Origin of the sequence: Endozoicomonas sp. SESOKO1 (genome assembly GCF_024606265.1) — a bacterium.
Taxonomy (GTDB): Bacteria; Pseudomonadota; Gammaproteobacteria; order Pseudomonadales; family Endozoicomonadaceae; genus Endozoicomonas.
In genome coordinates this window covers 20,148-45,067 of sequence record NZ_JAHHPP010000055.1, presented here as the reverse complement: position 1 = coordinate 45,067, position 24,920 = coordinate 20,148, and the positions used below count along the sequence as shown (strand labels likewise).

Here is a 24,920-nt window from a genome sequence, read left to right as displayed (position 1 = left end):
AACAGAGGTGAATCACCCGAAGGGTGGAGTGCCGATAGTTCTGTAAGGTTAAGGTCGTATAAATATATATATAAATAATACTAAGTAATAGCTTGGCTACCGCAGGTAGCCTGTAGCGTCAAAGTATGTATATATTACTAGGCTAGCTACCTTCGGTAGCTAAGGTGAATAAAGAAATATATATATATATTACTGATTGCCTCCGGCGGGGTGAAACCGATTGTATATATATTAAGTAATTAAGTAAATGTATATATATATATATATATATATATATAATACCTTAAGACGCATACCCCTAACGTGGACTTCACGCTTAGCTTCCGTCCGGTGTGCCACCGAGCCGGTTCAGACTTGTCCACAGGGGTATGCTATTAGTTGGTTCATTGAGTAGATATTCCTTTTCTTATATAAAGGGAAAATGGATAAAAAAGTGTAAAAGTGCATTTTAGATATCTGTAAGTTAGCTCATTACCTTCTTGTTTATTATTCTTTTCTAAGCAGACTAAAGCCTAGCTCAGCAAAAATGTCCCACTACTTTATTAGTGTTCAATAGTAGTTTAATAGTAGATCTTAGGTGGTAGGGGTGTAGTTATTATATATATTACTACCCTAACTAAAGTCTAACTTTTTCCCATGAATTCTCTGTATATCCCGTCATTACTGGGCTGTAGTAAATTAGTTAGGCTTTAGTATAGTGGAAAAAAGTTCCAGTAGGGAGCATATATTAGTATATAGGCTGAGATTTCCGAGGATAAATCGGCTGTAACCCTTGGGAGACTAAGGCTAGAGTCCAAAAAAATACTTCCCATTTTGGGGAAAAAGTTTAAAAACATTTCCCCATTTAAGGGAAATTTATATCAGTATTTCCCATATTGGGTAAAAAATAATTTGGAATAATATTCATGTCTTTGTTCCTCTATTGGGGAAAAAATGGTATTATATGTTCTCCGATCTAGGAAATAATTCAATATTTAGGAGATGTGCCATGAACCAAGAAGCTAACCCAGTACGTGATGCACTGATGGATTTCAATTTCAATGATGATCGACAGGTTAATGCTATCCCTAAGGCTCGTCCTATGGGTTCCACTTACCACTACTTGAGCATTGAAGAGATGGCTGAACTCAGCAACGATGTATCTGATGCTGCTGTAACGCTGATGACATTCTACTTACGTAAGATCAAGTCTGTGAAGTTTGACTTCTGGAACGATGAAGCTACTGCTGAGGCTTTAGGTTGGGGAAAGAAGAAAGTTCTCAACAATAGACTTGCTCTGGTTAAAGCCGGTTGGATGAAGAAGATTAAGTTTACTCAGCCTACTACTAAAGCGAAGGTAACAGTGTTCTATATTGGTAAGGAAGCTTGCTCTAAGGTTAAGACTGCTGAAGAGTTCACTGCAATGCAGCCTATGTTGAAGCGTAGAGATGAATTAGTAGCTGAGTTAGGTCTTAAGTCGATTAATGCCTGTAATCCAGAGCAAGTATTCGAGATTTCTGAACAGCTAACTAAAGAAGGTCTACTCTAAGCTACTTAATCCCTCCACTACTTACCCTTCCTAAAACCTCTTAAAAGTATCTGAACCAATTAACTTTTATTGAGGTATCTATATGAACTCTATTAATCCTTTTGAACCAACTACTACTACTGTATCCAATGCTGTAGAGACTATGAGCAGCAGAGAGATTACTGAACTTACAGGTAAGAATCATGCTGATGTTATGAGAGACATTAAATCTCAATTAGGTCAGTTAGGAGATCTCAGCAAATTTGCTGGCATCTATTTAGACTCCATGAATAACTCAACTGCTGTTGCTACCATTGACCAAGCTACTTCTATGCTTGAAGAGTTAGGACTTATTAGTAACTACATTGATTGGGGAGAAACCTTTGGAACCAAGATTGAATATGTAGAAGGTAAAGCACTACTTGATGCTATGGGTATCTCATACACTGATCGTAATTGGACTTCCTGCCTTAAGAGGATAAATGAGCAGAATCACTTTGAAGAAGATAAGGACTTTACTACTATGCTGGCTTCAGAATTTCATGCACACACTGATGTATGCATGGAAAGTTCAGGTAATCGTGCAAAGGTTTACATCTACAAACCACACTCAGCAGCAGAAGCAGTATTATCTGCACATACTTCTAAGGGTAAGCAATCTCGTATGGGTATTATCCAAAAGACTGTAGCTCAACATACAGCACTGACTACTATTGCTGAAGTTAGTAGTGAGGAAGATGTTAAGGCTATTGCTCAAGCTGGTCTTACTGGTTCAGTACATGATGTTATGGCTCTATCCAGACCTTCAAAGCGTATTGCTAAACTCGTTGAGTCACACCCTGATAAGCCATTGGATGACATTGCTCAAGAGTTTATTGATGCATCTTACAACAATCCTAATGCTAACTATGATGATAGGGTAAGGTTTGCAGAGAGTCTTAGGAACACACTAACCAAGATCTACGATAAAAAGTTTATGGAGTGCAGTAGAGATAGAGCCAAAGCACTTAAGGTAATGGCAGAGATTGATGCAGCAGAGGTAATTATCACTAAATACGAAAGGAAGTTAGCAAGACAGGCAAAGACACTAGCAGAGAATAAATTAACAGAACTTGAAGCTAACTAACTAGTACTCAAAGGGAATTAGTATTACTGGTTCCCTTTCTTTTATCTGGTTCAACTCTTAGGGAGTACACAATGACAGACTACAATGCATCATCAATAAAGATACTGAGTGAGAAGGATATACAGAGTAAGTTCTTATGGAAGAAGGCTCAGTCATTAGCAGAAGAATACAGTGTACCTATTGAAATACTTAATAGAGCAGCAGAGGCTTCTATGTTATTGGGTATGGATCTCTCTTACTATGAACAGAAGTATCTACTCAAGGAGCCAGTAGAGACTAATAGTGAGTTCACTGAAGTCTATACAGACTTGATGAGACAGAGAAGGAGATAGGTATTCTATTGTTCTAGAGGTGGTATTACTTTCCTTGGTTCCACTACGTAGTAGCTACCTTCCTATCAATCAGTATTGATTAACTGTATATTACTCCTATGGATCAGATGGGATTACTACTATGCAACGTATATCAGAGGATAAAGTTAGGAAGATTAAGCTATTCACTAAGCAAGGTAAGACTGCTGAAGTGATTGCTAAGTTGTTAGGCATAAGTACAGCAACAGTCTACAGGGTTAGAGCTAATACAGGAGGTGTATATGATTAGAACAGTTATTCTATTAACTAAGAGTCAATGTAATACATTGCTTGGTTCACTCTCTGAGTTATACCCCCAATACACTTTTAGAGTTAGAGGTAAGTCAGATACTCCCTCCAACAATCCAGAAGATAAGAGTAAGCTGATACTACAGATTAGTAAGCTACTCAGAACCATATTAAGCACTACAAGAGGTATTAACGATGAAGCATAAGTATGATGATGACTTCCTTAAGGGTATGTATGAAGGCTTTGATGATATGGAACCAGAGTCAGATGATGATGGTATTGCTTGTATAGAGACTACAAAGAAGATATCAGCACCAGTGAATAGCATCATTGATCTTAAGATGAAGCTTAAACGGATTAAGGATAAAGAGTCTGAGAAGAAGTTACTCGCTAAGGTTAAGGAAGGTCTTACACCTAACAAAGCAGAGATGATTAATAGTATTGATGCTCTCATTGAGTTCTTGAGTGATATGCCTGAACCAAAGAAGCAGGTAGTAATAGACTTCTTTAAGGGAGGTGTGAAGTAATGGCTGGATTAGACTTCCTTGGTATGAGTGATAGTGACTTCTCTAAGCACATCAATAAAGACTCGGGTACTGAACCAGAACAGATGAGTATGGAGACTGTTGATGATTCTTGGTTCGAGGATAACCAGAGGGTAGAGAGAGCAGAGAAGTATCTACGTAGTCAGTCTAAGAAGCTTATGCCTAAAGATGAACCAGATGTATTAGAGAGATACTACTCTGCTAAGTCTGAAATAGACGAAGATGTGGATCTTAATAGTCTCAGTAGAGAAGAGTTACAGGACTATCTAGATAGACGTAATAGTAATCCTTGGAGAGATCAAAGAACTCTAACAGGCTACATTGAAGGAGACACAGCACTAAGGCATAAAGTATCTAAGTTATCCCCGAAGGAGCAATCTAAGCTACTCACTGTTATTAATGAAGCAGCACCTAACTACAGTAGTGGTAGTGACTTCTTCACTGGTTCCAGTATGAGAGGTGAGTACTACCATGACGTAGATGAGGTTATGGATGCTCTTAAGTCAGATGGAGATATGGGTATTAAAGCTAAGGATGCATTAGCTAAGTATCTAGGAGGTAGTTATGATTGATGCTATTAAGCCTCATGTATTTACTATTGTGATAGCCCTATTTGCTGCTTTTGGTTCATACCAAGTTAATGCTTATAGACTTGATCAGGTAGAGATAGAGTTAGCCAATAGAGATTCTAATATAGTTATTCAGGCTAAACACTCAACAGAGATTGAACTGCTTAAGGTTAATCTCAAGTACATGAGAGAGGCTTTAGACCGTATTGATAAGAGACAACAAGCATGGGAAGGAAGACTAGAGCTAATAATTGACACAGCTAAGTAAGGTTAGTCTTGTTAGAGTATAAACAAGGTGTATACTGTCAATGCCTACTTCATTACCTCTAGCGTTTAAGATAGAGAGCTACCTAGACTGTGTAGCTCTCTTTTTTTATGCCTTCTGTTCTTGGTTCCATATCAATATACTGATACCTCAAACTAACTAGAGGTAACTAATAATGGTTTGGAATACACTTAATCCCTTCAGTAATCAGTTCTTAAGCTTTGGGTTTGATCTTAATAATGGACAACCTCAGACAGCAGGAGTATCTACAGCTAGTTCTAATGCTCCATACTCTATTACTCCTGTTCCTACATCAATAGCTACAGCACAAGCAGCAGGTATGCCTGCATATACTCAAGGTGCTGCATATGGACAACAGCTACAGAGCCAGAGTAATTCACTACAGGACACACTCAATCCACAAAGTGATAATTTCTTTGGTATTACTGATGACGGTAAAGTATCTGTAGGTGGTATAGATTTTACTGGTTCAGATCTTATTAGTGGTGCTGGTTCATTGCTTCAGTTTGGATTGGGGTATGATGCCCTACGCCAACAACAGCAGTTAGCACAAGATCAATTAGCCTTGAACCAAGCCCAGTTTGATGAAGCAGTCCAGTATAGGGATGACATTCAAGCTAACAGTAGAAAAATACAGGGAATGTAGACTACAGTATTCAGTATTGATACTATTACTACTGTTCAAACTCCAATATGAACACTTGTCTAAGAACCTCCTTCACTATCCCTCTTGTGTTGGAGGTTTTTTATTACCTCTATATATTTCATCTGGTGAATACCTATTGATGTTTCTTGGTTCCATACCGTAGGTAACCAGCCATATCCTTTACTCAAAGCACAGAACCATACCTATCTATAGAGTTATAATCTTAGATGATACATTTATCGTCTATATCTAAAACCCTCTCAGATCGCTTTATTTTAGCTCTCAGAGATAGGTGTATTATATGTCTAGTGGTGGATATCTAATATTCCTTGGTTCAGTCTTTTAGGTAGGTATCTCTCAGAGCTAATTTAAAGCCTTCTGAGAGGTTTTTAGATATGCCTACATAAACAGACCAGTCAGATCTAATCTCTCTACCTACACCTATTGGATCGGCTCTTATTTGCTGTATGTAGGCTACTCCTGTATTATCTGAACCAAGCTGATTAGTTAGATCTTCGCAACGTCTACTATGGGGTGAATAGGTAACAGATGAACTAAGTATGTAAGTAGCTGATAGTCATACTGTCAAAGGTCAATGTCAGAGTGAACATATATGAGGTTATCAGAAGCTAATAGGCGTATTAGTGTAAGGTCTGAATAATCCTTAGCATTAGATAGTCCTGAAATATTCGCAACACAGAAGGATTGGATAATGTGACTGATGGACTATAGGCGTATAGGAAATCAGAGTAGGAACCAGTAACAGAGTAGACTGATCCTCTATCTGACTTGGTTCCATAAAACAGAATGCCTCTAACCTGAACCAAGTAGTGTTGCTCAGGTTTTTATGTATCTACCTTCCTATCAATAAAATCTCTGTTACCTTAAACTACTACCTTGCACTAATTGGTAGAGGTATGTAGTTATGGTTGATGTAGCACAGACAATAGTAGGTAATAATCTAAGTAATCAGGCTAGTCAGAGAGAACTGTTAGCAAGAGCTTTATATGATGCTGGTACAGGTAGAACTCCTGTAGCTTCTAATCCTTATGAATTAATCAGTACTGGTATATCTGGCTTTACAGGTGCATTAACAGCACCTTCAGCTAGAACAGAAGCACAGAAAGTATCTGATGCTAAAGCAGCTTTAGAAGCTGAAGCATTACAGTATCAGAGAGGAAGAGATACAGCAGCAGATAAGAGGGCAGATACTTTATTAAAGGCTCAGGTAGATAACTACCAGAATCAAGCTGAATACAGGGCAGGACAACTACGTAATGAAGCAGCTAGATTAGCTGGTCAACAGGCTACTAATAAACAGATTGCAGAATTACAGGGTAAGTTGAATGCTGCTAATAGTGCTCCTAAAGGCTTTGCTACTAATGATGATGGTAAGGCTTATGATACCTTTCTAGCTGATCTTAATAGTGGTCAAGGTAAGTATAATAATGCTATCAGTCTCTACAATAGGTCTAAGAATCTATCTATTCCTTCTGGTGCTAAAGGTTGGACTCAAGCACAGCTAACAGGTTTCTTTGGTTCACAGGATCAACTATCACAGTGGAGGACTGATATTAATAATCTGAGGGTATCCAGTGCTATTAATAATCTTCCTCCGGGTGTTGCATCAGATAAAGATATTGAATTGGTTCTCAAGGGTGTGCCTGATGAATTTGCAAGTAAAGAACAGCTTCAGCAGTATCTAACTGGTGCAGCTAAGTTACAGTCTCATGCTAATGCTTACAATGAGTTTGCTACTAGCTATCTAGATGCTAAGGGTAGTCGTAGAGGTCTGTCAGGTGCATGGAAAGAACATTCTAACAGTGACCAATTCAAACAACAGATGGTTGATAGGATTAATAATGATTTAGGTCTTAATTCTAATTCTGGTGCTGTCCCTCCTGAAGCTGAAAGAATTGGTGTAGTTCCTACTGGTTTATCTGGTGTATCACAGCCTCAAAACCTGCCAGATGGTACACCTGCTTATCTGGCTAGACCTAATAATCAACAGAACCAACAATCCAATGTTGTTAATTGGAATGACTTATAAGGAGTAGTGGGCATGGATATCAGATTACCTAATGGAACAGTACTGCAGGGAGTGCCAGATGGCACTTCCAAACAGGATATTATGAGAAAAGCTATCTCTTCAGGTTTAGCCTCTGAAGAAGATTTCCAACAGAACCAACAGCCATCAACACAGGATACTGAAGTAGATAGAGCCAATGCTTCAGTGGTTCAGTCCAGAAATAATCTACTTAATAGCTATCAACAATTAATACGTACTCAAGAAGATGCTGCTATCAACAATAAGATCAGACAGAAGCAAGTACAGTCTGGTATTAGAGATAAAGCTCCTAATAATACTGATTCCCTAACTTGGAGAGAGATATCTCGCATAGCTAATAGTACTGGTTCTGAGACACTGGATGATGCTTTAACAGGGTTTAATGAAGGTATTTCATTAGGCTTTAGTGATGAGCTACAGGGAATAGGTACTGCACTTGGTTCAATCTTTACTGATGAGTCTTTAAGTAATGCTTATGTCAGGGGTAGAGATGAAGCCAGAGCAGAACAGTATGCTGCGACAGAGAGAAGTCCTATTGCTGCTACTGCAGGTAATGTTGCTGGTACATTGGTTCCCGCAGCCGGTGTAACAGGTGCGGTTAGTAAGGTAGCTAATACATTAAACCTTGGTACAAAGGCTACGAGAGGCTTACAGATAGCAGGAGCAACCGCAGAGGGAGCATTAGCAGGAGTAGGAACCAGTGAATCAGATACAGGAACAGGATTAGCTGTTGATACTGCTACTGGTGCTGTTTTAGGTGGGATATTTGGAACTGTAGGTGAAGCTCTTGATATCGGTATTGGTGGAGTAAGGAATTTACTTCATAAGCCTAACGGTAAAGAGCTAATTCAAGAAGTACTCTTAGATGCTAAACCTGCTGATATTAGTAATGCTGATTATGCTGCACAGTTAAAGAACCAGATATCAGGATTAGGAGATCAGGCTACACTAGCAGACTTAGAACAGTTGACTGATATCACAGAACAGATAGGCAGACTTACAGCACCAGATACAGCAACAGTTAATACTCTAAATAATAGAGTGACAGCTACAGAGAATGCAGTTAAAGATACTCTATCATCCCCAATGCAAGCAGGAGATAGGCTATTAGGTGAGACTATTGTTGATTCTGACTTGGTTCCAGATACTAAGGTATTAGATCCAGAGAAGTTCACTAATAGGCTCAGAAAGGAAGCTAATCAGAGAGCTAAACCATTCTATGATGTAGCTAATACTTCTACTCCAAGGTCTACTCAGACTCAGAGACAAGAGATTAAGAGACTTAGAAACTCTACTCCTGCATTCAATAGATATTGGAACCAAGCTAGAACCAGTGTTCTTAATGGTAAGGTTCATAGAGATTCACCTGTATACACATTGGAGAAGGGTAAACAACAGATTGATTCTGATATAGCTAAAGAGTTAGCTACTGATGCTCCCAATAGATCCAAGGTAAGAGAGCTAGAGGAAGTAAGGGATATGTTTGCTGATCTTAGTGAACAGTATTCCCCAGATGTTAGAGCAGGTGATATAGCTTCAGTTGAAGTATTAGACCGTATAGGTCTATCTCCTAATGATATGGTTAATCCTATTACCACTGCTAGACGTTTAGGACAGGAACCAAGACAGATAGCATCAAATATTAATAGGGGTATAGCTGCTACTGAAGCTGGTATTGATTCTGGTAGACGTATCAGAAATGAAGCACAGTCATTAGCTGATGAGAGCTTACAGTTAGATGATCCAGTAAGATCACAGGTGCTTGGTGATTATGCTGATCGGGTTTATGGAAGTGATGGGGGCATTACACCAGACAGAGACAGGCTAATAAGATCACTGTCAGCACAAGATCCAAGAACTACAGCTAATCAGCAAGGTATAGGAGGAGGTACAGTTCTACGTAACAGGGTAGAACAAAGACCTAGACCACAATCAGGAAGACTATTAACTGATGCAGAGGAAGCAAATTTAGAAAGGATTGCAGAGGGTGTAGCTACTCCTTCAGATCATAGTCCTTTAACCAGATTATTAGATGCTGATGAGATTGCTAATAGGACTGCTAATCTGGCTAACCTAACTCCAAGAGGATTAGTAGGGAACCTACGCAATAACTTTAGACAGTTGGCTCAAGATGGTGCAAGTATGGCTGCCATATATACAGCAATAACTAACCCTAATGCTGTTATGTTTGGTCTGGTATCTAATAGATTGGGTCAGGCTCAAGCTGGTAGGCTCACTAATAAGAAGTTAGCAAGGGAAGCACAGAAAGACTTATTCAGGTTAGGTCTTAATGCTGATGAGGTAGATAACCTCTTACAAGGTAACTTTGATGCAGTGCCAAAATACAAAGTAGTAGAGTTCAGTAGGAAGTTAGCTGATGAGCTTAATATTACTGCTGAAGGTATTACAGATACTATAAGGACTGGTTCAATAGCATCAAGTAACATTAGTTCTAATACTAATGAAGATAGAGCAAGACAGAACTATACACATGAACCATTCACAGTAGAGGACTTCTAATGCTTATATCAACACTAGATCTGATGGATATGTCTAAACCTGTATACAGTCATCTCATCTATGACTCTACCTTTGCCTTTGCTGTTAATAGGAATAAGGCTGAGTGCTATAAGTCTGATGGGGATGGTTATTGGCTCAAGGCAGAACCAGAAGAGATACCACTAAGAGTTAGGAATAATATTCTCACTGGTTCAGTGAATAGGTTCTATGTTCTGGGTAAGACTATTAAAACATCACCAATAACAGAGCTATGTTAGTATACCTATGACTTACCAGTTCTAAGCCTCTATAGGAGGCTTTCTTTTTACCCTATACATTCTAATGACCCATGTCTTAAAGACTCTCAGACAGGCTTATATTAGCTCCTATAGGTATTACTTAATCCTCCTGTCTGCCTACGGAATACTTATTTATATTTATTGATTGAATACTAAACACTCAGAAAGATGAACCAAGAAACTAAAGATATACTAAAGGTAACAGTCCTCTTAAGAGATTTCTCAATATTGTAGACTTTCACTGAAGTCTAACTACTCCTGAATTTCAATATTTTAGGGTGTACAGACTAAAGCCTATTGATACTGTTAATCTATGGTTCACAGGAAAGATATTCACTAATCTAATACTACTATTCACAACATGAATATATCTGTCGTATATTATTTATACAGAGTATACTTCATTTTTATCTCAGTGATTTACAGGTGTAATATGTGCTTCTACAACCAATTAGCATCTACAGTCCCCCCCCTCCTTCAGATATGAACCAGAATAGATACCATACCCCCATAAACACATCAGGCAGAAGTAGAGGACAGTAATACTATCCTCAATACAGTTACATCATCTTCATCAACTGTTCTAAGTCAGTCTTAGAGATGCCAGTATCCTTAAGCTTCTGTAATTTATCCTGTAGCTTGTATTGCTTCTCCATCTCTTGTTTCTGTTCATCAGTAATAATGTTCATCAGTATCTCATACTTAATAGACACATCATCAGAAGTACTGGACTTAACAGACTTAACAGGAGTGTCTAACAGATTCCAGCGTCTAAACACTTGGTTGTAGTGCTGTATGTATGGGGAACTATCCTCATGCTCAATACTTTTGATTAGAGTCTCTACTTCAGACTTACTGAGTGCTGTCTTACCGTTAAAGTCATTCTTCTTAAAGTATGCTTGTATGTGTTGCTTCTTTGGTTCAAGTACTGCCATCAATGCATGTGCTTTGAGGGTAAGTTTACCTTCTGACATTGTAGTAACTCCTTTCATTAAAGTCTGAGTGTATAACAGAACCTTAGAAGGTAGAACCAAGTAAGAATTAATTGAAGCTATAGAACATTGCTACTCTATTGCTTATCTCTATTGGTTCCTCTTGTGTGTAAGCAGTAGAGTTACAGTCATGCAGTCAACTGTGCTGAAGTGTGTAATGACTCTAATACATAAAGGAGTAGTTCACTATACAGTTAGGCTGTAGACCTTATTACACAAAGGTTACAAAGGCTTATAGATAATTTATTGGTGCTGTAGTTCTGACTCCTAAGGGGCAGGTCGGAGGTTCGAATCCTCCTGGGAGCGCCAAAAAATCGATACCTGCAGTCCGATTCTCAATTCTTCCTGGATAAAAATTACCATCATGTTCCGAATCGGTTCTGATTTTTAAGACCTTTCATCCCTTTACCTGTCTTCTGATTCCAGTAGCGTTTTTTGCTGGGCTTTATATGCCCTTGTCCTGGATGCCGTCGGTATTTCTGATGTTTGTTGCCGCTGCTCTGTATTGGCTTTTCATTCGGCTCAGGCCTGAGGGAGGTGCGGTGCAGTTGGAGGGGACAGTGTTACTTGACTAAATGATCTGCCTTATGAGGATAGGGCAGGGTATTGCGAGTATAACTTGGAGTGGTTTGGGGGATATTTCTTTTTTTAGTTAAAAAATAAAATTTTTATTCTGATTGATGTTTCTTTTCAAATAAATATCCTGTCAAAAAAGGTTGTCATAGTGTGTCACATGGGATTCCTTATCCTCGGTACTGTGATACTATCTTTACGTAATCCTAACAAATCAGTGGTACTTTCATGTTCAGGAATTTCATGAATAGGTTGGTTTTCTGAAGCTTCGGCATCCCGCTCATCCCATAACTCTGGCCTCGTTAATCAGGTAACAGGTGCTTTTCAGCGCTTACCGTGTTCCCGTTGATTTCAAAAGGTATGAGTGCGTTATGAGAAGGAAGATCTCTCTGGCTGACAGTTTGTCAGAGTTCGGTCACGGTCTGAAACTAGCCAGGTATCGCTGTTGTAGAGATTATAATTTTTCGGTGAATGCTCCGTGCTTTATAAAATCTGGTTTGTGCTGAGTCACAGCAACCAGTTATAGAGCCATAAAGACGTGTGTAGCCGAAATTCCATGAATGCAGGCCGTATGGAACTGAAGGATGTATTTGGGACGGTTTCCAGCCCCTGCAGTTTTGACTGATAAAAACTTGAATGTAGTGCAGCAGGTAAATCATGAGTCAAGCCCAATCATTTTATGAACGAATGGCAAACACCAGCCTGGTTCTCAGGATTATTATTGGTATTATCCTGGGGTCTGGCCTGGCGGTTGTTTCGCCGGATACCGCAGTGGCAATCTCTTTCCTGGGTTCCCTGTTTGTCGGGGCTCTGAAAGCGGTAGCCCCTGTGCTGGTATTTGTTCTGGTAGCCTCTTCCATTGCCAACCAGAAACAGGGGCAGCACACGAATATGCGGCCGATTGTTTTCCTCTATATTCTTGGCACACTGGCGGCTGCTTTTGTCGCAGTATCCATGAGTTTTCTCTTTCCGGTGACATTGACGCTGGTTACCAACAGCGGTGGCGCCCTGCCTCCGGAAGGTATTATGGAGGTTCTCCATACACTCCTGTTTCAGATCGTTCAGAATCCTGTTGAAGCACTGTTGACCGGCAACTTCATTGGTATTCTTGCCTGGGCTATCGGTTTGGGCCTGGCATTGCGCCATGGCAGTGAGTCTACGCGGGTTATGGTGCATGACCTGTCAATGGCGGTTTCTGCTATCGTGCGTTTTGTTATCCAGCTGGCTCCCATCGGTGTTTTCGGGTTGGTTGCCAATACGATTGCGCAGACCGGTTTCGGGGTGCTGGTGGGTTACAGCAAGTTACTGGCGGTACTGGTCAGCAGCATGTTGATTATTGGGTTTATCATTAACCCGTTGATCGTTTATCTGAAGATTCGTCAAAACCCATTCCCCCTGGTGCTGCGTTGTATCCGTGAAAGTGGTGTAACGGCTTTCTTTACCCGCAGTTCTGCAGCCAATATTCCTGTGAATATGCAGCTGTGTAAAAACCTGGACCTCCATGAAGATACTTACTCAGTATCCATTCCCCTGGGCGCTACCATCAATATGGCGGGCGCGGCCATTACTATCACCGTAATGACGCTGGCAGCGGTGCATACACTGGATATTCCCGTTGACTTGCCAACCGCTTTGATGCTCAGCGTCGTTGCTTCCGTTTCTGCCTGTGGCGCTTCCGGTGTGGCAGGTGGTTCATTGTTGCTGATCCCGCTGGCCTGTAGTCTGTTTGGTATCTCTAATGATATTGCCATGCAGGTCGTTGCCGTCGGTTTTATTATTGGTGTGATTCAGGACTCTCTGGAAACGGCGTTGAACAGTTCTACCGATGTCGTCTTTACCGCTGCAGCATGCATGGCTGCTGAACGGCAAGAGGTGTCTCTGCCTGCTTCCAGTGCTTTATAAGTGCATCCGGGGGGAGGCTGATCAGAGTCCCTGGTTCTGGCCGGTGAGAAGGCTGTAGACCAGGGCAGGCTGGCTTTTTCCAGCTCTCTGATTTGCAGCTCAAGGTGGGTTTTGAATAATGGGTCGTTGTTAAAATCGGGGATGCTGCTGGCTGAATACGTTGTTTCGCCTTTGAGGCAGTCATGTAGTGCCCGCCTGGTTACCATTTTCATTCTTGCTTCCCGGATCTTTTCCTCCTTTTTCAGCTGTTGTTCTTCGCACTGTTGCTCAGTTTTTTTAATTATGGCTTTTGCTGTTAGCTGATCTTGTAAGTGCTCAAAGGGTGTTTCGTTTGTTACGCTGCAGTGAAGCTCTTGATAAGATTGCTGATCGACAGCCCTGTCTGTCCCCCGCGATAAAGACTGAAGATGTCGCATATGCAGTAATCTGAACAGGAACTCACCTTTGTGAAGTTCAATGTTATAGTTTTCAACGGTATCCATGATCGTCCTGATGTCGTCGCCGGGACGGTCGGTACCACAGGAATGCTCTAAAAATGCATTGATTTCCTGTTCAAGGTTGATTAGCTGGTAAGGAACGAGTGCGGCTTCCAGGGGGGGGAAATACAGGCAGGCTAACTGTTGGTTGAAGTCAGCAAGGTGGTCCGGGTTGGACGACAGATTGTTCGGATTTCTGATGGCGTTTTCAACCAGGGCTTTTGCTTTCACGAAATTGAGTATGTGTTGAGCGTCCCTTTGAACATCAGATTGACACTGTTCCCGGATCGTTGATTTGATGCGTTGAAGTATCTCTTCTCTATAATAAATTTGATAATAAAACTGGTTCCAATACTTGCTTAACTCTCTCAGCAACTGGTTTTGTTTCCAATCCTTCCAGCCGCTGTGCGTCTGTTCTTTGGCTTCTGACATTTTTATCAGGGTATCTTTACTGATCTGGCGGACTCGCCTTTTTGCCTCTATAGCCTTTGGGCTGTCTTTGGCAAAGGTCCTTTTCATCTGTTCTGTAATGGTTTCAGATAGCGATGTCCAGACTTCATCCCATTCGTTATAGTGTCGGGCGACAAAGCAACTGCTGCCAAAAAAAGTCATGATCCCGATACAGGCTGTTGTTAACCAGGGAGTACCAAAAAGAAGAACAATTTTAAAGGCATTAACCAACAGAATGGCTGTCGTGGCAAACACGGATGACACGCCCAGAATGCCAGCAACCTTTTTTCGCTCTGCTGATAACTCGCTGCGAGCTTCAATACTGGATGGATTGGCTATTACATTGTTTATTTTCTCCTGGTATTTATCAAAGCGCAGGATCAGCGGATCCAGAATAAAGCTCAAAGCCCTGCCAACGATACTGGTGCGTCGACCAATATGATGTGCCAGTCTGACGGTTGTCTCCGGGACCATGGAAGCGAGAAAATCGGATGTCAGCCCCAGGGTCAGGCTGGGCATTAAATCCCGGGCGCGGCACAGGTTATTCAATAACCGGGAAATCGCAGGCTTCATATGCTTGAGGCATTGTCTGGCAAAGTAGGTGGATAATACGTTTTGTGCGACTTTTTTTGCCTTGTTGATCAGGGTATCCAGACTATTGCTTAAAAATATTTCGATCACTGGCAGCCCGGTATGAAACGCGGTAATCATGTCCCGCAGCAGTTGGAACCGTTTGATGACAGAAGCTATTTGCGGATTTTCTAACGGATTAACATCCAGTGGTTGCGGTTTGTCACCTGAAAACAGAGAAGCCAGGGCATGGCCGCGCATACAGATCTCGATACGTTCAAGCAGCCCTGTTACCGATGTTTCCTGCCCAAGCAGGCTTTTTAACTGAGGCATCAAGAGGGCAAAATCCCCCCACATCACCCGGAAAAACTTTGGATTTTGTTGTGCTACCTTAAGTACGGTGCCCAGCGTGTCTGTGATTAAGGCGTGGATTGGGTTGTCAGAAGAGAATAATGACGTTATCAATCCTTTGCCTTCTTTATAGAGAAAGCCCAGTGCGTTTGGCAGTCCTGATGCCTTTAACCCCTGCATCAGTTCGCTGGCTTTCTGGCAAATATTCCTGCTTGCCTGTGACCCCCAGTTGAATACATCGCCAAAGAGCGCTTTAAACTCTTGATAAGGATCATAATCAAGTAATTTTAAATATCGCTTTCGATACAACTCGGCAATGCTATCCTCGATGTTTTCTTCTTCTTCCCGGACAAAATTCAGACAGCTGAGATAGTGTGCATAGGAATCAGGGTTCAGTGGTCGCAGGCCCATGCTCTTTCTTGATCTTGCCAATTGCCAGAGAACGTCAATATTCTGCTCGAAATGCTCACCGGGTAGTAAGCTGTCAGGCTCACCCCTGTCGATCAGGTGGGTCAGAAGCTGTTGTTGAGAATACGTCATGTCGTGGTAGCGCTGCATCCAGAGTAAGCAACTGTCGTAGCTGTCATCCTGTTCAGAGCGTTTCATCGCATCAATAAATTGCAATGTGGCCAGATAAAAAGACTTCTCGGGGCTGTTGCTGTTTTGTGACAACAAACTGAATATACGATCAGAATCGGGTAGCGTTAAAAAAAACCAGTGTGGAAACAGCCCGGGTTCGCCAGAGGATGATTGAGTAGCCAGGAAATGGTGAATTAACCGGGCAGAAACTGTCCGTTCTTCACTGACCAGGCGTCCTGGTGTTTTATCAGAGGTCGGCCTGGTTTTTTCAGGGTTAAGCAACCTGAGATTAAGGATATGCTGTCGTCGATCTATCAAGTCTGGCAGAGTGGCTTCGGCACGGGACGATTCAAGCTCATGGTCAAGGCGTTTGGCATGGAGCCAGCCAATCTCGTTGTCCAGTTGGGTTGCTATTTCCGGCACAAGATTCTGCCGGGTCAATTGACTTAGCAATGTCTGAACGCTTTCTGCAGTATGCGCTTGCCGCCCGGTTGTCAGGACAAGTTTTGCTGCCTTTATATGCCTTATGCATCGATACCGTTTTACGTTCAGGCAAACCAGGTAAGTCAGCACTTTTATAATGGTTTCAGGTTGTTCCCGGATGTAGTGATTAACGGCATTTCTCTTACCGTTATCTGTCCCGGAAATCGGTACCCTGACCGGTGGTTGATGAATAAGTCCGGTGAGAACGGCTTGAGCCGACTTTTCCATGTGGCATTTTGCCAGGCTCCACATGGCTCCCCTTAAGATATATTCACGCTCTTTGCACTGGTAGCCAAACTGTCTCAGCCAGGTGGTGGGTCTAAGGGGTTTTGGATCTTTGAGTTGATTGCTCTCGACGTTGTCAAGGGAGGTTGCCAACTGTTTCGAAGAGATTCTTCCTTTTTGTACCAGGAAGTCGGCATCCATTTTGGATTCCAGGGAGTACACATGGTATTGATGCTCAAATTCTCTCAGATTCTTCAGCATCGCCAGCTGGAACCTGGCGCTGTGCAGATTACTTTTGAGATCGTTGAAGTTTTCTCTGAGCGTTGCCAGGTTTGTTGTCAGGGTGTCTCTGAACCCGGTACGGTTTTGTATCCGGGATTTATGGAGTTTTTCAAAGGTATCCATTGATGTGCTGCCCAACTTTTCAAGCCGTCTTTCGAGAATCTCAATGGCAGTTTCGGGAAATAAAATGAGAAGGGCCTGTAAGATGCCATGGGGATAAAGAGCAATAAGCAACTCAGGCTGGTCATCTTCTGTATCGATTAAAAGACTGCCGGGGGTGCCGTCGGCGTGCGGAGCGAGTCCCACAATGGGCAGTGGCTGTTGGTAGATTTTCTGAAGTTCTGATGGCGTGTGATGTTTTCTGATGTCGACGTGTTTTGTCCGGGAAGTGGCTGCCGTTTTACCGTCATTTTCTTCCGATTCATAAGAAGTGCTGGAACACTCTAGTTGGTGGGGAACCTTTTCAGGTTGAGCTTTGTCAGCTTGCCCTTTGCTATTCAGGTCACTGTCGATGGCATCAACATCGATGGGTAACTCAATGCAGTGATCGTCCTCATGTTTTTCTCTGAAGCATGGCATATCAAGATTGATATGCTCCAGAACCTCTGACGGTGTTTCTCTGTCTGAAGAGAATATCTCCCGGTCGTTCCGGGATGAATCAAAAAAAACGTTGAGCTTATCGTACTGAACTGGTCGTGTTTGGCGATGGTGAATAGAGGTGTTGTTGAAATCCGGGCATTGGCTATTCTTTGCCGTTTTATGATGCTGCCGGTGTGAGTAGGTGTTGGTGGGGGTGTTTAGGGGGAAATACGACGATGCAAGTATCGACTGCATTATTTGGCCCTGAACGTTGAAAAATTTTAACCAACGGTTCAGACCCTGTTGCAAGGTGATGGTTTCATCTGCCTATTGTAAATATTTTGGTAGTTTCTCCTTTATTGTTGAGTGGTCAGGTATTTATGCGGAGCTAGTCTTTTATCACGGGTTTAATCGGCGTTTGTACTCTTTGTCAATGATGGGCTATTGTGATGAACCCATAGAGACAAAAGGGGGTTGCTGGATGTATAATCCTTCGAATTTTGTCTGCCGCATACTGACCGATCGCTCCTATGTATAAATTGACACGAAGTGCCCTGTTTTGCCTCTCTGCTGAAACCGCCCATGATTTTGCCATGGAAATGATCAGCGCGGGGGAACGTCTTGGCCTTATTCGGCTGATGGCACCTTCAGTCCCATCCAAACCCAGAGAAGTCATGGGGTTGACCTTTAACAATCCGGTTGGGTTGGCCGCAGGGCTTGATAAAAATGGCGAGTGTATTGATGGTCTTGGCAGTCTGGGATTTGGCTTTCTGGAACTGGGAACCGTGACACCGGTTGGGCAACCTGGTAACCCAAAGCCACGAATGTTCCGTATCCCTGAGCGAGAAGCGCTGATCAACCGCATGGGATTTAATAATCATGGTGTTGATCAACTTGTCGCGAATGTACAGAAAAGCAAATACCAAGGCGTTATCGGTATTAATATTGGCAAGAACCTGACCACGGCTGTTGAAGACGCCAATCGGGATTATCTGACCTGCCTGCGTAAAGTATATCCCCATGCCGACTACGTTGCCGTTAACCTGTCTTCTCCCAATACCCCGGGGTTAAGAAAGCTCCAGTATGGTGATGCCTTGAAAAGCCTGCTTTCAGCGCTGAAGGAAGAACAGGCGTCGCTGGCTAAAGAGTATGGTCGCCGGGTGCCTCTGGCCATCAAGATTGCCCCCGATATGGCCGACGATGAAATAGCTGCGGTTGCTGCTGAGCTGGTTTCCTATGAACTGGATGGTGTAATTGCCACCAATACGACACTGGATCGAGAGAAGGTCAGTGGCTTTGCGACAGCCGAGGAAGCGGGAGGACTCAGTGGCGCACCACTGAGTGATAAGTCCACGGCAGTGATTCAACTGCTGGCCAGCGAGCTGTCAGGTAAACTTCCGATTATTGGTGTTGGCGGTATTATGGATGCACAGACGGCCGCTGATAAGATCAGGGCAGGAGCCAGCCTGGTGCAGATATACTCGGGCTTTATTTATAAAGGGCCGGAGTTGATTCGAGAGGCTACTGAAGCCGTTTACTCTGTGGACGTTTAAAAAAGCTGATGTACAAGAAGATCGATGCATAAAAAGGTGCATTTTTCTACTTTCTACAGCGAGAGCAGCGGGTGATTTCTGAAAGCCCCGGAAGGGGCTTTTGATCAGCGCAGGTCGGCTGAATAGGTGTGAGAGAAATTATACATTCGGTGTAACCCCGAAATGCCCGTCATTCCTTCCCAGTTATCAACGCGACCTTCCCGCCAGCCACTTAACCACGACTGGCGTAAATCTGGCTCCTGATGGGGGCAGATGTCCCTGGAGCGGCCAGACAGGCCAATTTGGTATCCTTTATTAAAGGCTCTATCCGATTTATCCCTTTTGTGTCTTTTCAACATAGTCGCTGCCTCTTGCTGATTTGGTTATTGACGGCCTCCCTGGCGCCTCGGGTTTGCTTTGAGAATTACCGCACAGTTGACTTCACCCAGTGGTGGGGGTAACCAGAAGCCTGTCCCCAAAAGACGGTATGGGTAAAAAGTTGACTGAATAAGGTATTCACCCAAGGAAAGTCAATGATCTAAGTTTTATCCAAATCTGGCGCTTTTGTTGAGAAAACATTAAGAATTTTTAGTTAATAAAAGCTGTTGTTTAGCTTTATCAGGAATATAACGTTATGAGTACAACGATGCTGACTCTGTTTGCCAGTTGTCCCAGGGGAGTAGAATCCCTGCTGGCACAAGAGCTGAAGGAACTGGGAGCCAGTGACGTGGCGGAGACCGTTGCCGGAGTCAGCTTTGCCGGTAAACTGGAGCTGGCCTACAAGGCTTGCCTGTGGTCTCGTCTGGCCAGTCGCATTCTGCTGCGCCTTGGCGAAGTGGACGCTGGCGACAAGCAGGCGCTGTATCAGGGTGTACAGTCTTTTGACTGGGACGAGCATCTGGATCAGGGCTCCAGCTTTCGGGTTGATTTCAATGGTTCCACACCGGATATCACCCATACCCGCTTTGGCTCCCAGTTTGTCAAAGATGCCATTGTTGATCAGCTGCGTGATCGTTATGGCTGGCGCCCATCTGTTGATAACAGCAAGCCGGACCTGCGGGTCAATGTGCATGCCAGAAACGGCAGGGCCTTTATTGCCATTGACCTGTCAGGCCAGAGCCTGCATGAGCGCGGTTACCGTCTGGAAGCTGGTGAGGCACCCTTGAAAGAGAACCTGGCTGCGGCAATTTTGTACCGGGCCCGCTGGCCTGAACTGGCGAAACAGGGCAGTACCCTGCTGGACCCTATGTGTGGTTCCGGAACTTTTTTGATCGAAGGTGCCATGATGGCGGCTGACATCGCACCCGGATTGCTCAGGGCACGCTTTGGCTTTGATAAGTGGATGGGGCATATTCCCAAAATCTGGCTGGCGGTACTTGAACAAGCCCGTGCCCGTCGCACGGCTGGCCTGGCTGCGATGCAGGCGACCATCGTCGGTTATGAAGGTCTGCCCAAAATTGTCGGGAGAGCCAGGGCCAATATCCAGCGCGCCGGACTGGCTAAGCTGATTACCGTCAAGCCGCAGGAGCTGGCCAGCCTGAAGGTGGATCCGGACCTGCAACCGGGACTGGTGATTGCCAACCCGCCCTATGGTGAGCGTATGGGCGATGAGGCCAGCCTGGTTTATCTCTACAAACACCTTGGCGAAAAAATCAAACAGCAGACGCCGGGTTGGCAGGCGGCTATCTTTACCGCTTCACAGGCACTGGCCAGAAGTCTGGGTATGGGGCCAAAGAAAAGCTATACCCTGTTTAATGGTGCACTGTCCTGCAAGCTGTTTCTCTATGATGTTCGTGAACGACAGGCAGGCCAGCCGACTTTCGGACAAAACCGTCAGGAAAGTGTGGCGAATACCTCATTCAAGGCCAGCACAGCTGGTGGTGAAATGTTTGCCAACCGGTTGAAGAAAAATCTGAAGCAGCTGGGTAAGTGGGCCAGGAACGCGAATATTGACTGCTATCGTCTTTATGATGCTGACATGCCGGAATATGCCGTTGCCGTGGATCTCTACAGGGATTGGGTTCATGTGCAGGAATACGCGGCACCGAAAAGCATTGATGAGACTAAGGCTCACCAGCGTCTGCTGGAAGCGCTGGAGGTGATTCCCGGCGTACTGGGTATTCCGGACAGTCATGTGGTATTCAAGCGTCGTGAGCGTCAGTCTGGCAAGCGGCAGTACGAAAAGCTTGAGCAGTCCGGTGATATGCTTGAGGTAAAAGAAGGGGATTGTCGTTTACTGGTTAACCTGAGGGACTACCTGGATACCGGACTGTTTCTTGATCACCGGAAAATGCGCCTGCGCATTGCCAGGGAGGCCGCCGGCAAAGATTTCCTGAACCTGTTCTGCTACACCGGAACGGCGACCGTTCATGCCGCCGTGGCCGGTGCGGCGAGTACCACCAGTGTCGATCTGTCGAATACCTACCTTGGCTGGGCCAGAAAGAATCTGGCGCTCAATGGCCTGGTGGATCGCAAACACCGGCTGGAGCAGGCGGACTGCCTGCAGTGGCTGAAACAGGAGACACGGAACTATGATCTGATTTTTATGGATCCCCCTACCTTCTCAAACTCCAAGCGGCTGCGCGGGGTATTTGATGTGCAGGAAGCCCATGTTGAGTTGATCGAGCGGGCAATGGCCAGGCTGAAACCGGGTGGGGTGCTCTATTTCTCCAACAACTTCCGACGTTTCCATCTGGCTAAAGAGCTGGAGCAGAAGTTCCGCGTTGAGGAGATCACGGCTGCTACCATTGACCGGGACTTCCAGCGGAGACCGGGTATTCATCGTTGCTGGTGTATTCAGCGCTGAGTATTGAAGACAGGGTCAACAGGGCCTGAGCAGGTAATTCAGTAATATTTATAGTCCATATTAATCTTTGTGGTTATAAACCCCCGCTCTTATAGTGCATGCTGTTAAGTTATGGATTGATGGGGGAAATAATGAATCTGGAGATGATCAATCAGGAGCTGTCGACTCTGAGCCCGCAGGCTATTATCCAGTGGGCTGTCCAGCGTGCTGAAAAAACTGTGCTTACCACCAACTTCGGACCCCATGAAGCGGCCATAATCCATATGGCCACCCGGGTCAGGCCCGATGTTCCGGTGGTCTGGATCGATTCGGGTTATGGTACTAAAGCGACCTACCGCTTTGCTGACCAGCTGATTCAGCGTTTGAAACTCAATATTCAGGTCTTTCACCCACAATACAGTCGTGGTTTTCGTGATGCCATTTACGGTGGTGTACCGGAGGTAGATACCCCGGAACATGATGAGTTTACCCGTCAGGTAAAACTGGAGCCGTTTGCCCGTGCCATGAACGCATCAGCACCGGATTACTGGCTGACCGCCATCCGCAAGGATCAGACTGAATTCCGGCAGAACCTTGAGGTGGTCAGCCTGACCAATAATGGCTATTACCGGGTGGCGCCGCTTCTTAACTGGACTGAACTGGATGTTGAGGAGTACCTGGTCACTCACGACCTGCCCATAGAGGAAGATTACTACGACCCGACGAAAGTATACGGACATCGTGAGTGTGGGTTGCACACCTCAGTAGCGGGTTAGTGCATACGGGCAGCTGAAAGTTCATCATTATTTTTTGCTGCCGCCACGGCAATCGGGCGTCGCCGGGGCGGTCTGGTTTCTTGCCTGCCACTCGGCCGGTGTGTAGGTGTGCAGCGCCAGCGCATGAATCTGCTCCCGCAGCTCGTCAGCCAGCAGTGCGTAAATCATCTGGTGACGCTTGACCGGCATTTTCCCCTGAAATGCTTCACTGACAATGATCACCTTGAAGTGAGACTCTGATCCCGGTGGCGTATTGTGCAGATGGCTCTCATTGGTTATATCGATAAAGTCATTCTCCAGGGACTCCTTCAGCTTATCGATGATATTTTCTCTCATTCCCATACATCACCTCTTCTGTCCTGGCCCGGGCGACAAGGAATTTGTCTGACCTGGCAAGCGCTTTCTGGAACATTATAAGTAGCTGGCCCTGTGAAATCACATATTTCCAATACCTTGCTCAGGTTTATGGATGATTTTTTTTCATGGTCTATGCTCAAACCACCTTACTGCAGAAGCCCTCTGCTTAAGTGTTCTCAGGCTATACGGCAACGTTCTCCTTTTACGTGATATAAGGTACAGGTCTCATGGGAAATCCGGAAAAAGGTTTTGCTGGCAGGACAGTGAAGTCAGCCATGACCGTTCTGTCTGTCGCATTGATTATCGCGGCCTCTTCCACCATTGCTTATGCGGTCAAGACAGAAGCCACCGATAAGGACAGCGGCAATATCGACAACATCGACAATAGCATTGTGCCTCCCTACACAGAGCTGGCTGATGGGGAGTCCCGGGGAAAGTACAAACATAAATACAGAAGAGTGAACCGCAATCCGCAGGATCTCAGTGTGTCCAGGGATTTTAAATTCTATAAGCAGGTTGCATCCCTTGACCTGACTGATCCGGTGCAGGCCGAAACCTTTCTGAAGTTCATGGATATCCGGTTGGCAGAGAAGGAGCTGAATGAAGAGGTGGTGCTGGTCGGCGAAAATGAGTCGGAAATCCAATTATCGGAAATCAAAGTACCGGAAATGGCAGTTCCGGATGAGCAGGCAGCCGTCATTACTGAGCAGTCAGGGCAGCAAAGCGCCTTGAAACCTGAGGTGGAAAAAGAGGCTGTCGCTGTTCGTCAAACACCGGTCGGTACAAAAACGTCTAAAGATAAGGAGGAGTCATCAAACATTACCAAACCCCGAAAGCTTGACAACAGGAGGGAATCGCAAGAGCCACGTTCAAGGAGTTTTCAAAAGGGAAATGAAGAAAAGCCAGTAGTGGATAAAGAAAAGGAACGGGCGAGAATAGCCCGGGGCAGGGAGGCCCGTCTGGCAAGGGAGCAGGCAAAACAGAAAGCTGAAGAGCATAAACAGCTGGAAGAGCGGCGCGAAGCCGGTGATAAAGCCAGAACGGAACTGCTCAGGTTAGCTGAGGAGAAGCCCGGGGCTACGAGAAAAGCCAAGGCTGAAGAATTACGAATGGCTGAAGTGAAACATAAGGGCGAAGGAAAAGCCAAAGCAGGAACAGCGCAGGAACGCAGCCACCAGGAGAGAGAGAAAGAACGTCTTCTTAACAAAGATAAAAAGGAAGATGCTGCCCGGTCAGTGAAACAGGTAACAGACGCAGAGCTGCTCAAACAGGCCACGGCCAATATTCTACCCAGCCGACCGGTTGCCTATCAGATTGCCTCAGAACAGGATCACAAAATCGTCAATTTTGATCAGGCCATTACCCGCCGTTTCAAGGTGGCAGGCTCATTTCTGGATAAGGGTGAACACGGCAATAATATCGTCAAGGATCATCGTGGACGGGAGTTTATGAATGTGATGGCCTTCTGGGATGTGCTGGTTGAGTCCCGGGACAACGGTGATAATTACTATTATGGCAGTATTCAGTTCCCCCTGGGTAGTCGTCATCCAGCCATCATTAAAAGTACGCTACCCGGTGATGAAATCATGCAGGGATGTAAGGCTGGTGAAGTCATGGTACTGAAGGGCTTTGAGACAGAAGGTATTGATCACACCCATGGGCTGGTGGATGCCTATCTTGCCCACTCTGTTGTTATGCCAGATGGAACCATTGCCTTTCAGGAGGTAGTACGTCAGCCTTCCTTCAGCCTGGTTAATGTAGAAACCGGCTGTATGTCCCGCGATATATTCTCAAGGAGCCATGTGGACCCTGAAAGGATGGGGCATGACAAAACCCTATATGCTTTACCGGTCAAAGAGTAGG

Annotated in this window: 19 protein-coding genes; 15 read left to right on the top strand and 4 right to left on the bottom strand. The window is 44.4% G+C overall.

The features are described from left to right. The first annotated feature begins 988 nt into the window (after positions 1 to 988). The 10 genes from KDK13_RS03400 to KDK13_RS03360 all read left to right on the top strand — a co-directional run bounded on the left by KDK13_RS03400 (position 989) and on the right by KDK13_RS03360 (position 9,867). A complete protein-coding gene (locus KDK13_RS03400; protein ID WP_257283475.1) occupies positions 989 to 1,528 on the top strand; it encodes a hypothetical protein in 540 nt (179 codons plus the stop codon). Positions 1,529 to 1,610: 82 nt separating this feature from the next. Continuing rightward, complete coding sequence (locus tag KDK13_RS03395; protein ID WP_257283473.1) at positions 1,611 to 2,633, top strand: Rha family transcriptional regulator; 1,023 nt, start codon at positions 1,611 to 1,613, stop codon at positions 2,631 to 2,633. Between the two features lie 71 nt (positions 2,634 to 2,704). Further along, on the top strand, positions 2,705 to 2,965 hold the full coding sequence (locus KDK13_RS03390) for a hypothetical protein (protein ID WP_257283472.1): 261 nt from the start codon (positions 2,705 to 2,707) through the stop codon (positions 2,963 to 2,965). Positions 2,966 to 3,086: 121 nt separating this feature from the next. Further along, positions 3,087 to 3,233 carry a helix-turn-helix domain-containing protein gene (locus KDK13_RS19120; RefSeq protein WP_373692201.1) on the top strand — a complete coding sequence of 49 codons (147 nt, stop codon included), beginning with the start codon at positions 3,087 to 3,089 and terminating at the stop codon, positions 3,231 to 3,233. 194 nt (positions 3,234 to 3,427) lie between these two features. Further along, complete coding sequence (locus KDK13_RS03385; protein WP_257283470.1) at positions 3,428 to 3,760, top strand: hypothetical protein; 333 nt, start codon at positions 3,428 to 3,430, stop codon at positions 3,758 to 3,760. Next, positions 3,760 to 4,350 carry a hypothetical protein gene (locus KDK13_RS03380; protein ID WP_257283469.1) on the top strand — a complete coding sequence of 197 codons (591 nt, stop codon included), beginning with the start codon at positions 3,760 to 3,762 and terminating at the stop codon, positions 4,348 to 4,350. Before KDK13_RS03385 ends, KDK13_RS03380 begins: the two co-directional genes overlap by 1 nt. After that, complete coding sequence (locus KDK13_RS03375; RefSeq protein WP_257283468.1) at positions 4,343 to 4,615, top strand: hypothetical protein; 273 nt, start codon at positions 4,343 to 4,345, stop codon at positions 4,613 to 4,615. Before KDK13_RS03380 ends, KDK13_RS03375 begins: the two co-directional genes overlap by 8 nt. Before the next feature lie 172 nt (positions 4,616 to 4,787). Continuing rightward, positions 4,788 to 5,279, top strand: a complete 492-nt coding sequence (locus KDK13_RS03370; RefSeq protein ID WP_257283467.1) for a hypothetical protein — start codon at positions 4,788 to 4,790, stop codon at positions 5,277 to 5,279. Between the two features lie 925 nt (positions 5,280 to 6,204). After that, positions 6,205 to 7,329, top strand: a complete 1,125-nt coding sequence (locus KDK13_RS03365) for a hypothetical protein (RefSeq protein WP_257283465.1) — start codon at positions 6,205 to 6,207, stop codon at positions 7,327 to 7,329. A 12-nt stretch (positions 7,330 to 7,341) separates the two neighbouring features. Further along, positions 7,342 to 9,867 (top strand): hypothetical protein, encoded by a 2,526-nt coding sequence (locus tag KDK13_RS03360; RefSeq protein WP_257283463.1) that lies wholly within the window; start codon positions 7,342 to 7,344, stop codon positions 9,865 to 9,867. Positions 9,868 to 10,705: 838 nt separating this feature from the next. Here the strand turns inward: KDK13_RS03360 and KDK13_RS03355 are convergent. After that, complete coding sequence (locus KDK13_RS03355; protein WP_257283462.1) at positions 10,706 to 11,119, bottom strand: hypothetical protein; 414 nt, start codon at positions 11,117 to 11,119, stop codon at positions 10,706 to 10,708. A gap of 1,248 nt (positions 11,120 to 12,367) precedes the next feature. On the opposite strand from KDK13_RS03355, the gene sstT reads away from it, so the two are divergent. Next, entirely contained in the window at positions 12,368 to 13,612 is a 1,245-nt protein-coding gene (gene sstT / locus KDK13_RS03350; RefSeq protein ID WP_257283461.1) for a serine/threonine transporter SstT, read from the top strand. On the opposite strand, the gene KDK13_RS03345 is transcribed toward sstT, so the two are convergent. Then, complete coding sequence (locus KDK13_RS03345; protein ID WP_257283459.1) at positions 13,498 to 17,862, bottom strand: hypothetical protein; 4,365 nt, start codon at positions 17,860 to 17,862, stop codon at positions 13,498 to 13,500. The genes sstT and KDK13_RS03345 overlap by 115 nt on opposite strands. Positions 17,863 to 18,137: 275 nt before the next feature. Here KDK13_RS03345 and KDK13_RS03340 point away from each other — a divergent pair, with 275 nt between their 5' ends. Then, positions 18,138 to 19,160 (top strand): quinone-dependent dihydroorotate dehydrogenase, encoded by a 1,023-nt coding sequence (locus tag KDK13_RS03340; protein WP_257283457.1) that lies wholly within the window; start codon positions 18,138 to 18,140, stop codon positions 19,158 to 19,160. A gap of 104 nt (positions 19,161 to 19,264) precedes the next feature. Here the strand turns inward: KDK13_RS03340 and rmf are convergent, their stop codons facing one another. Continuing rightward, positions 19,265 to 19,498, bottom strand: a complete 234-nt coding sequence (rmf, locus tag KDK13_RS03335) for a ribosome modulation factor (protein WP_373692200.1) — start codon at positions 19,496 to 19,498, stop codon at positions 19,265 to 19,267. 275 nt (positions 19,499 to 19,773) lie between these two features. On the opposite strand from rmf, the gene rlmKL reads away from it, so the two are divergent. Both rlmKL and KDK13_RS03325 read left to right on the top strand, forming a co-directional pair. Beyond that, on the top strand, positions 19,774 to 21,945 hold the full coding sequence (gene rlmKL, locus KDK13_RS03330) for a bifunctional 23S rRNA (guanine(2069)-N(7))-methyltransferase RlmK/23S rRNA (guanine(2445)-N(2))-methyltransferase RlmL (protein ID WP_257283456.1): 2,172 nt from the start codon (positions 19,774 to 19,776) through the stop codon (positions 21,943 to 21,945). Between the two features lie 131 nt (positions 21,946 to 22,076). After that, positions 22,077 to 22,700: a phosphoadenosine phosphosulfate reductase family protein gene (locus KDK13_RS03325; RefSeq protein WP_257283454.1), complete on the top strand. Its 624-nt coding sequence runs from the start codon at positions 22,077 to 22,079 to the stop codon at positions 22,698 to 22,700. A 27-nt stretch (positions 22,701 to 22,727) separates the two neighbouring features. Here KDK13_RS03325 and KDK13_RS03320 read toward each other — a convergent pair whose 3' ends face one another. Continuing rightward, complete coding sequence (locus KDK13_RS03320; RefSeq protein ID WP_257283453.1) at positions 22,728 to 23,042, bottom strand: BolA family transcriptional regulator; 315 nt, start codon at positions 23,040 to 23,042, stop codon at positions 22,728 to 22,730. Between the two features lie 242 nt (positions 23,043 to 23,284). Here KDK13_RS03320 and KDK13_RS03315 point away from each other — a divergent pair, with 242 nt between their 5' ends. Beyond that, entirely contained in the window at positions 23,285 to 24,919 is a 1,635-nt protein-coding gene (locus tag KDK13_RS03315) for a hypothetical protein (RefSeq protein WP_257283451.1), read from the top strand. Position 24,920: the final 1 nt, after the last annotated feature.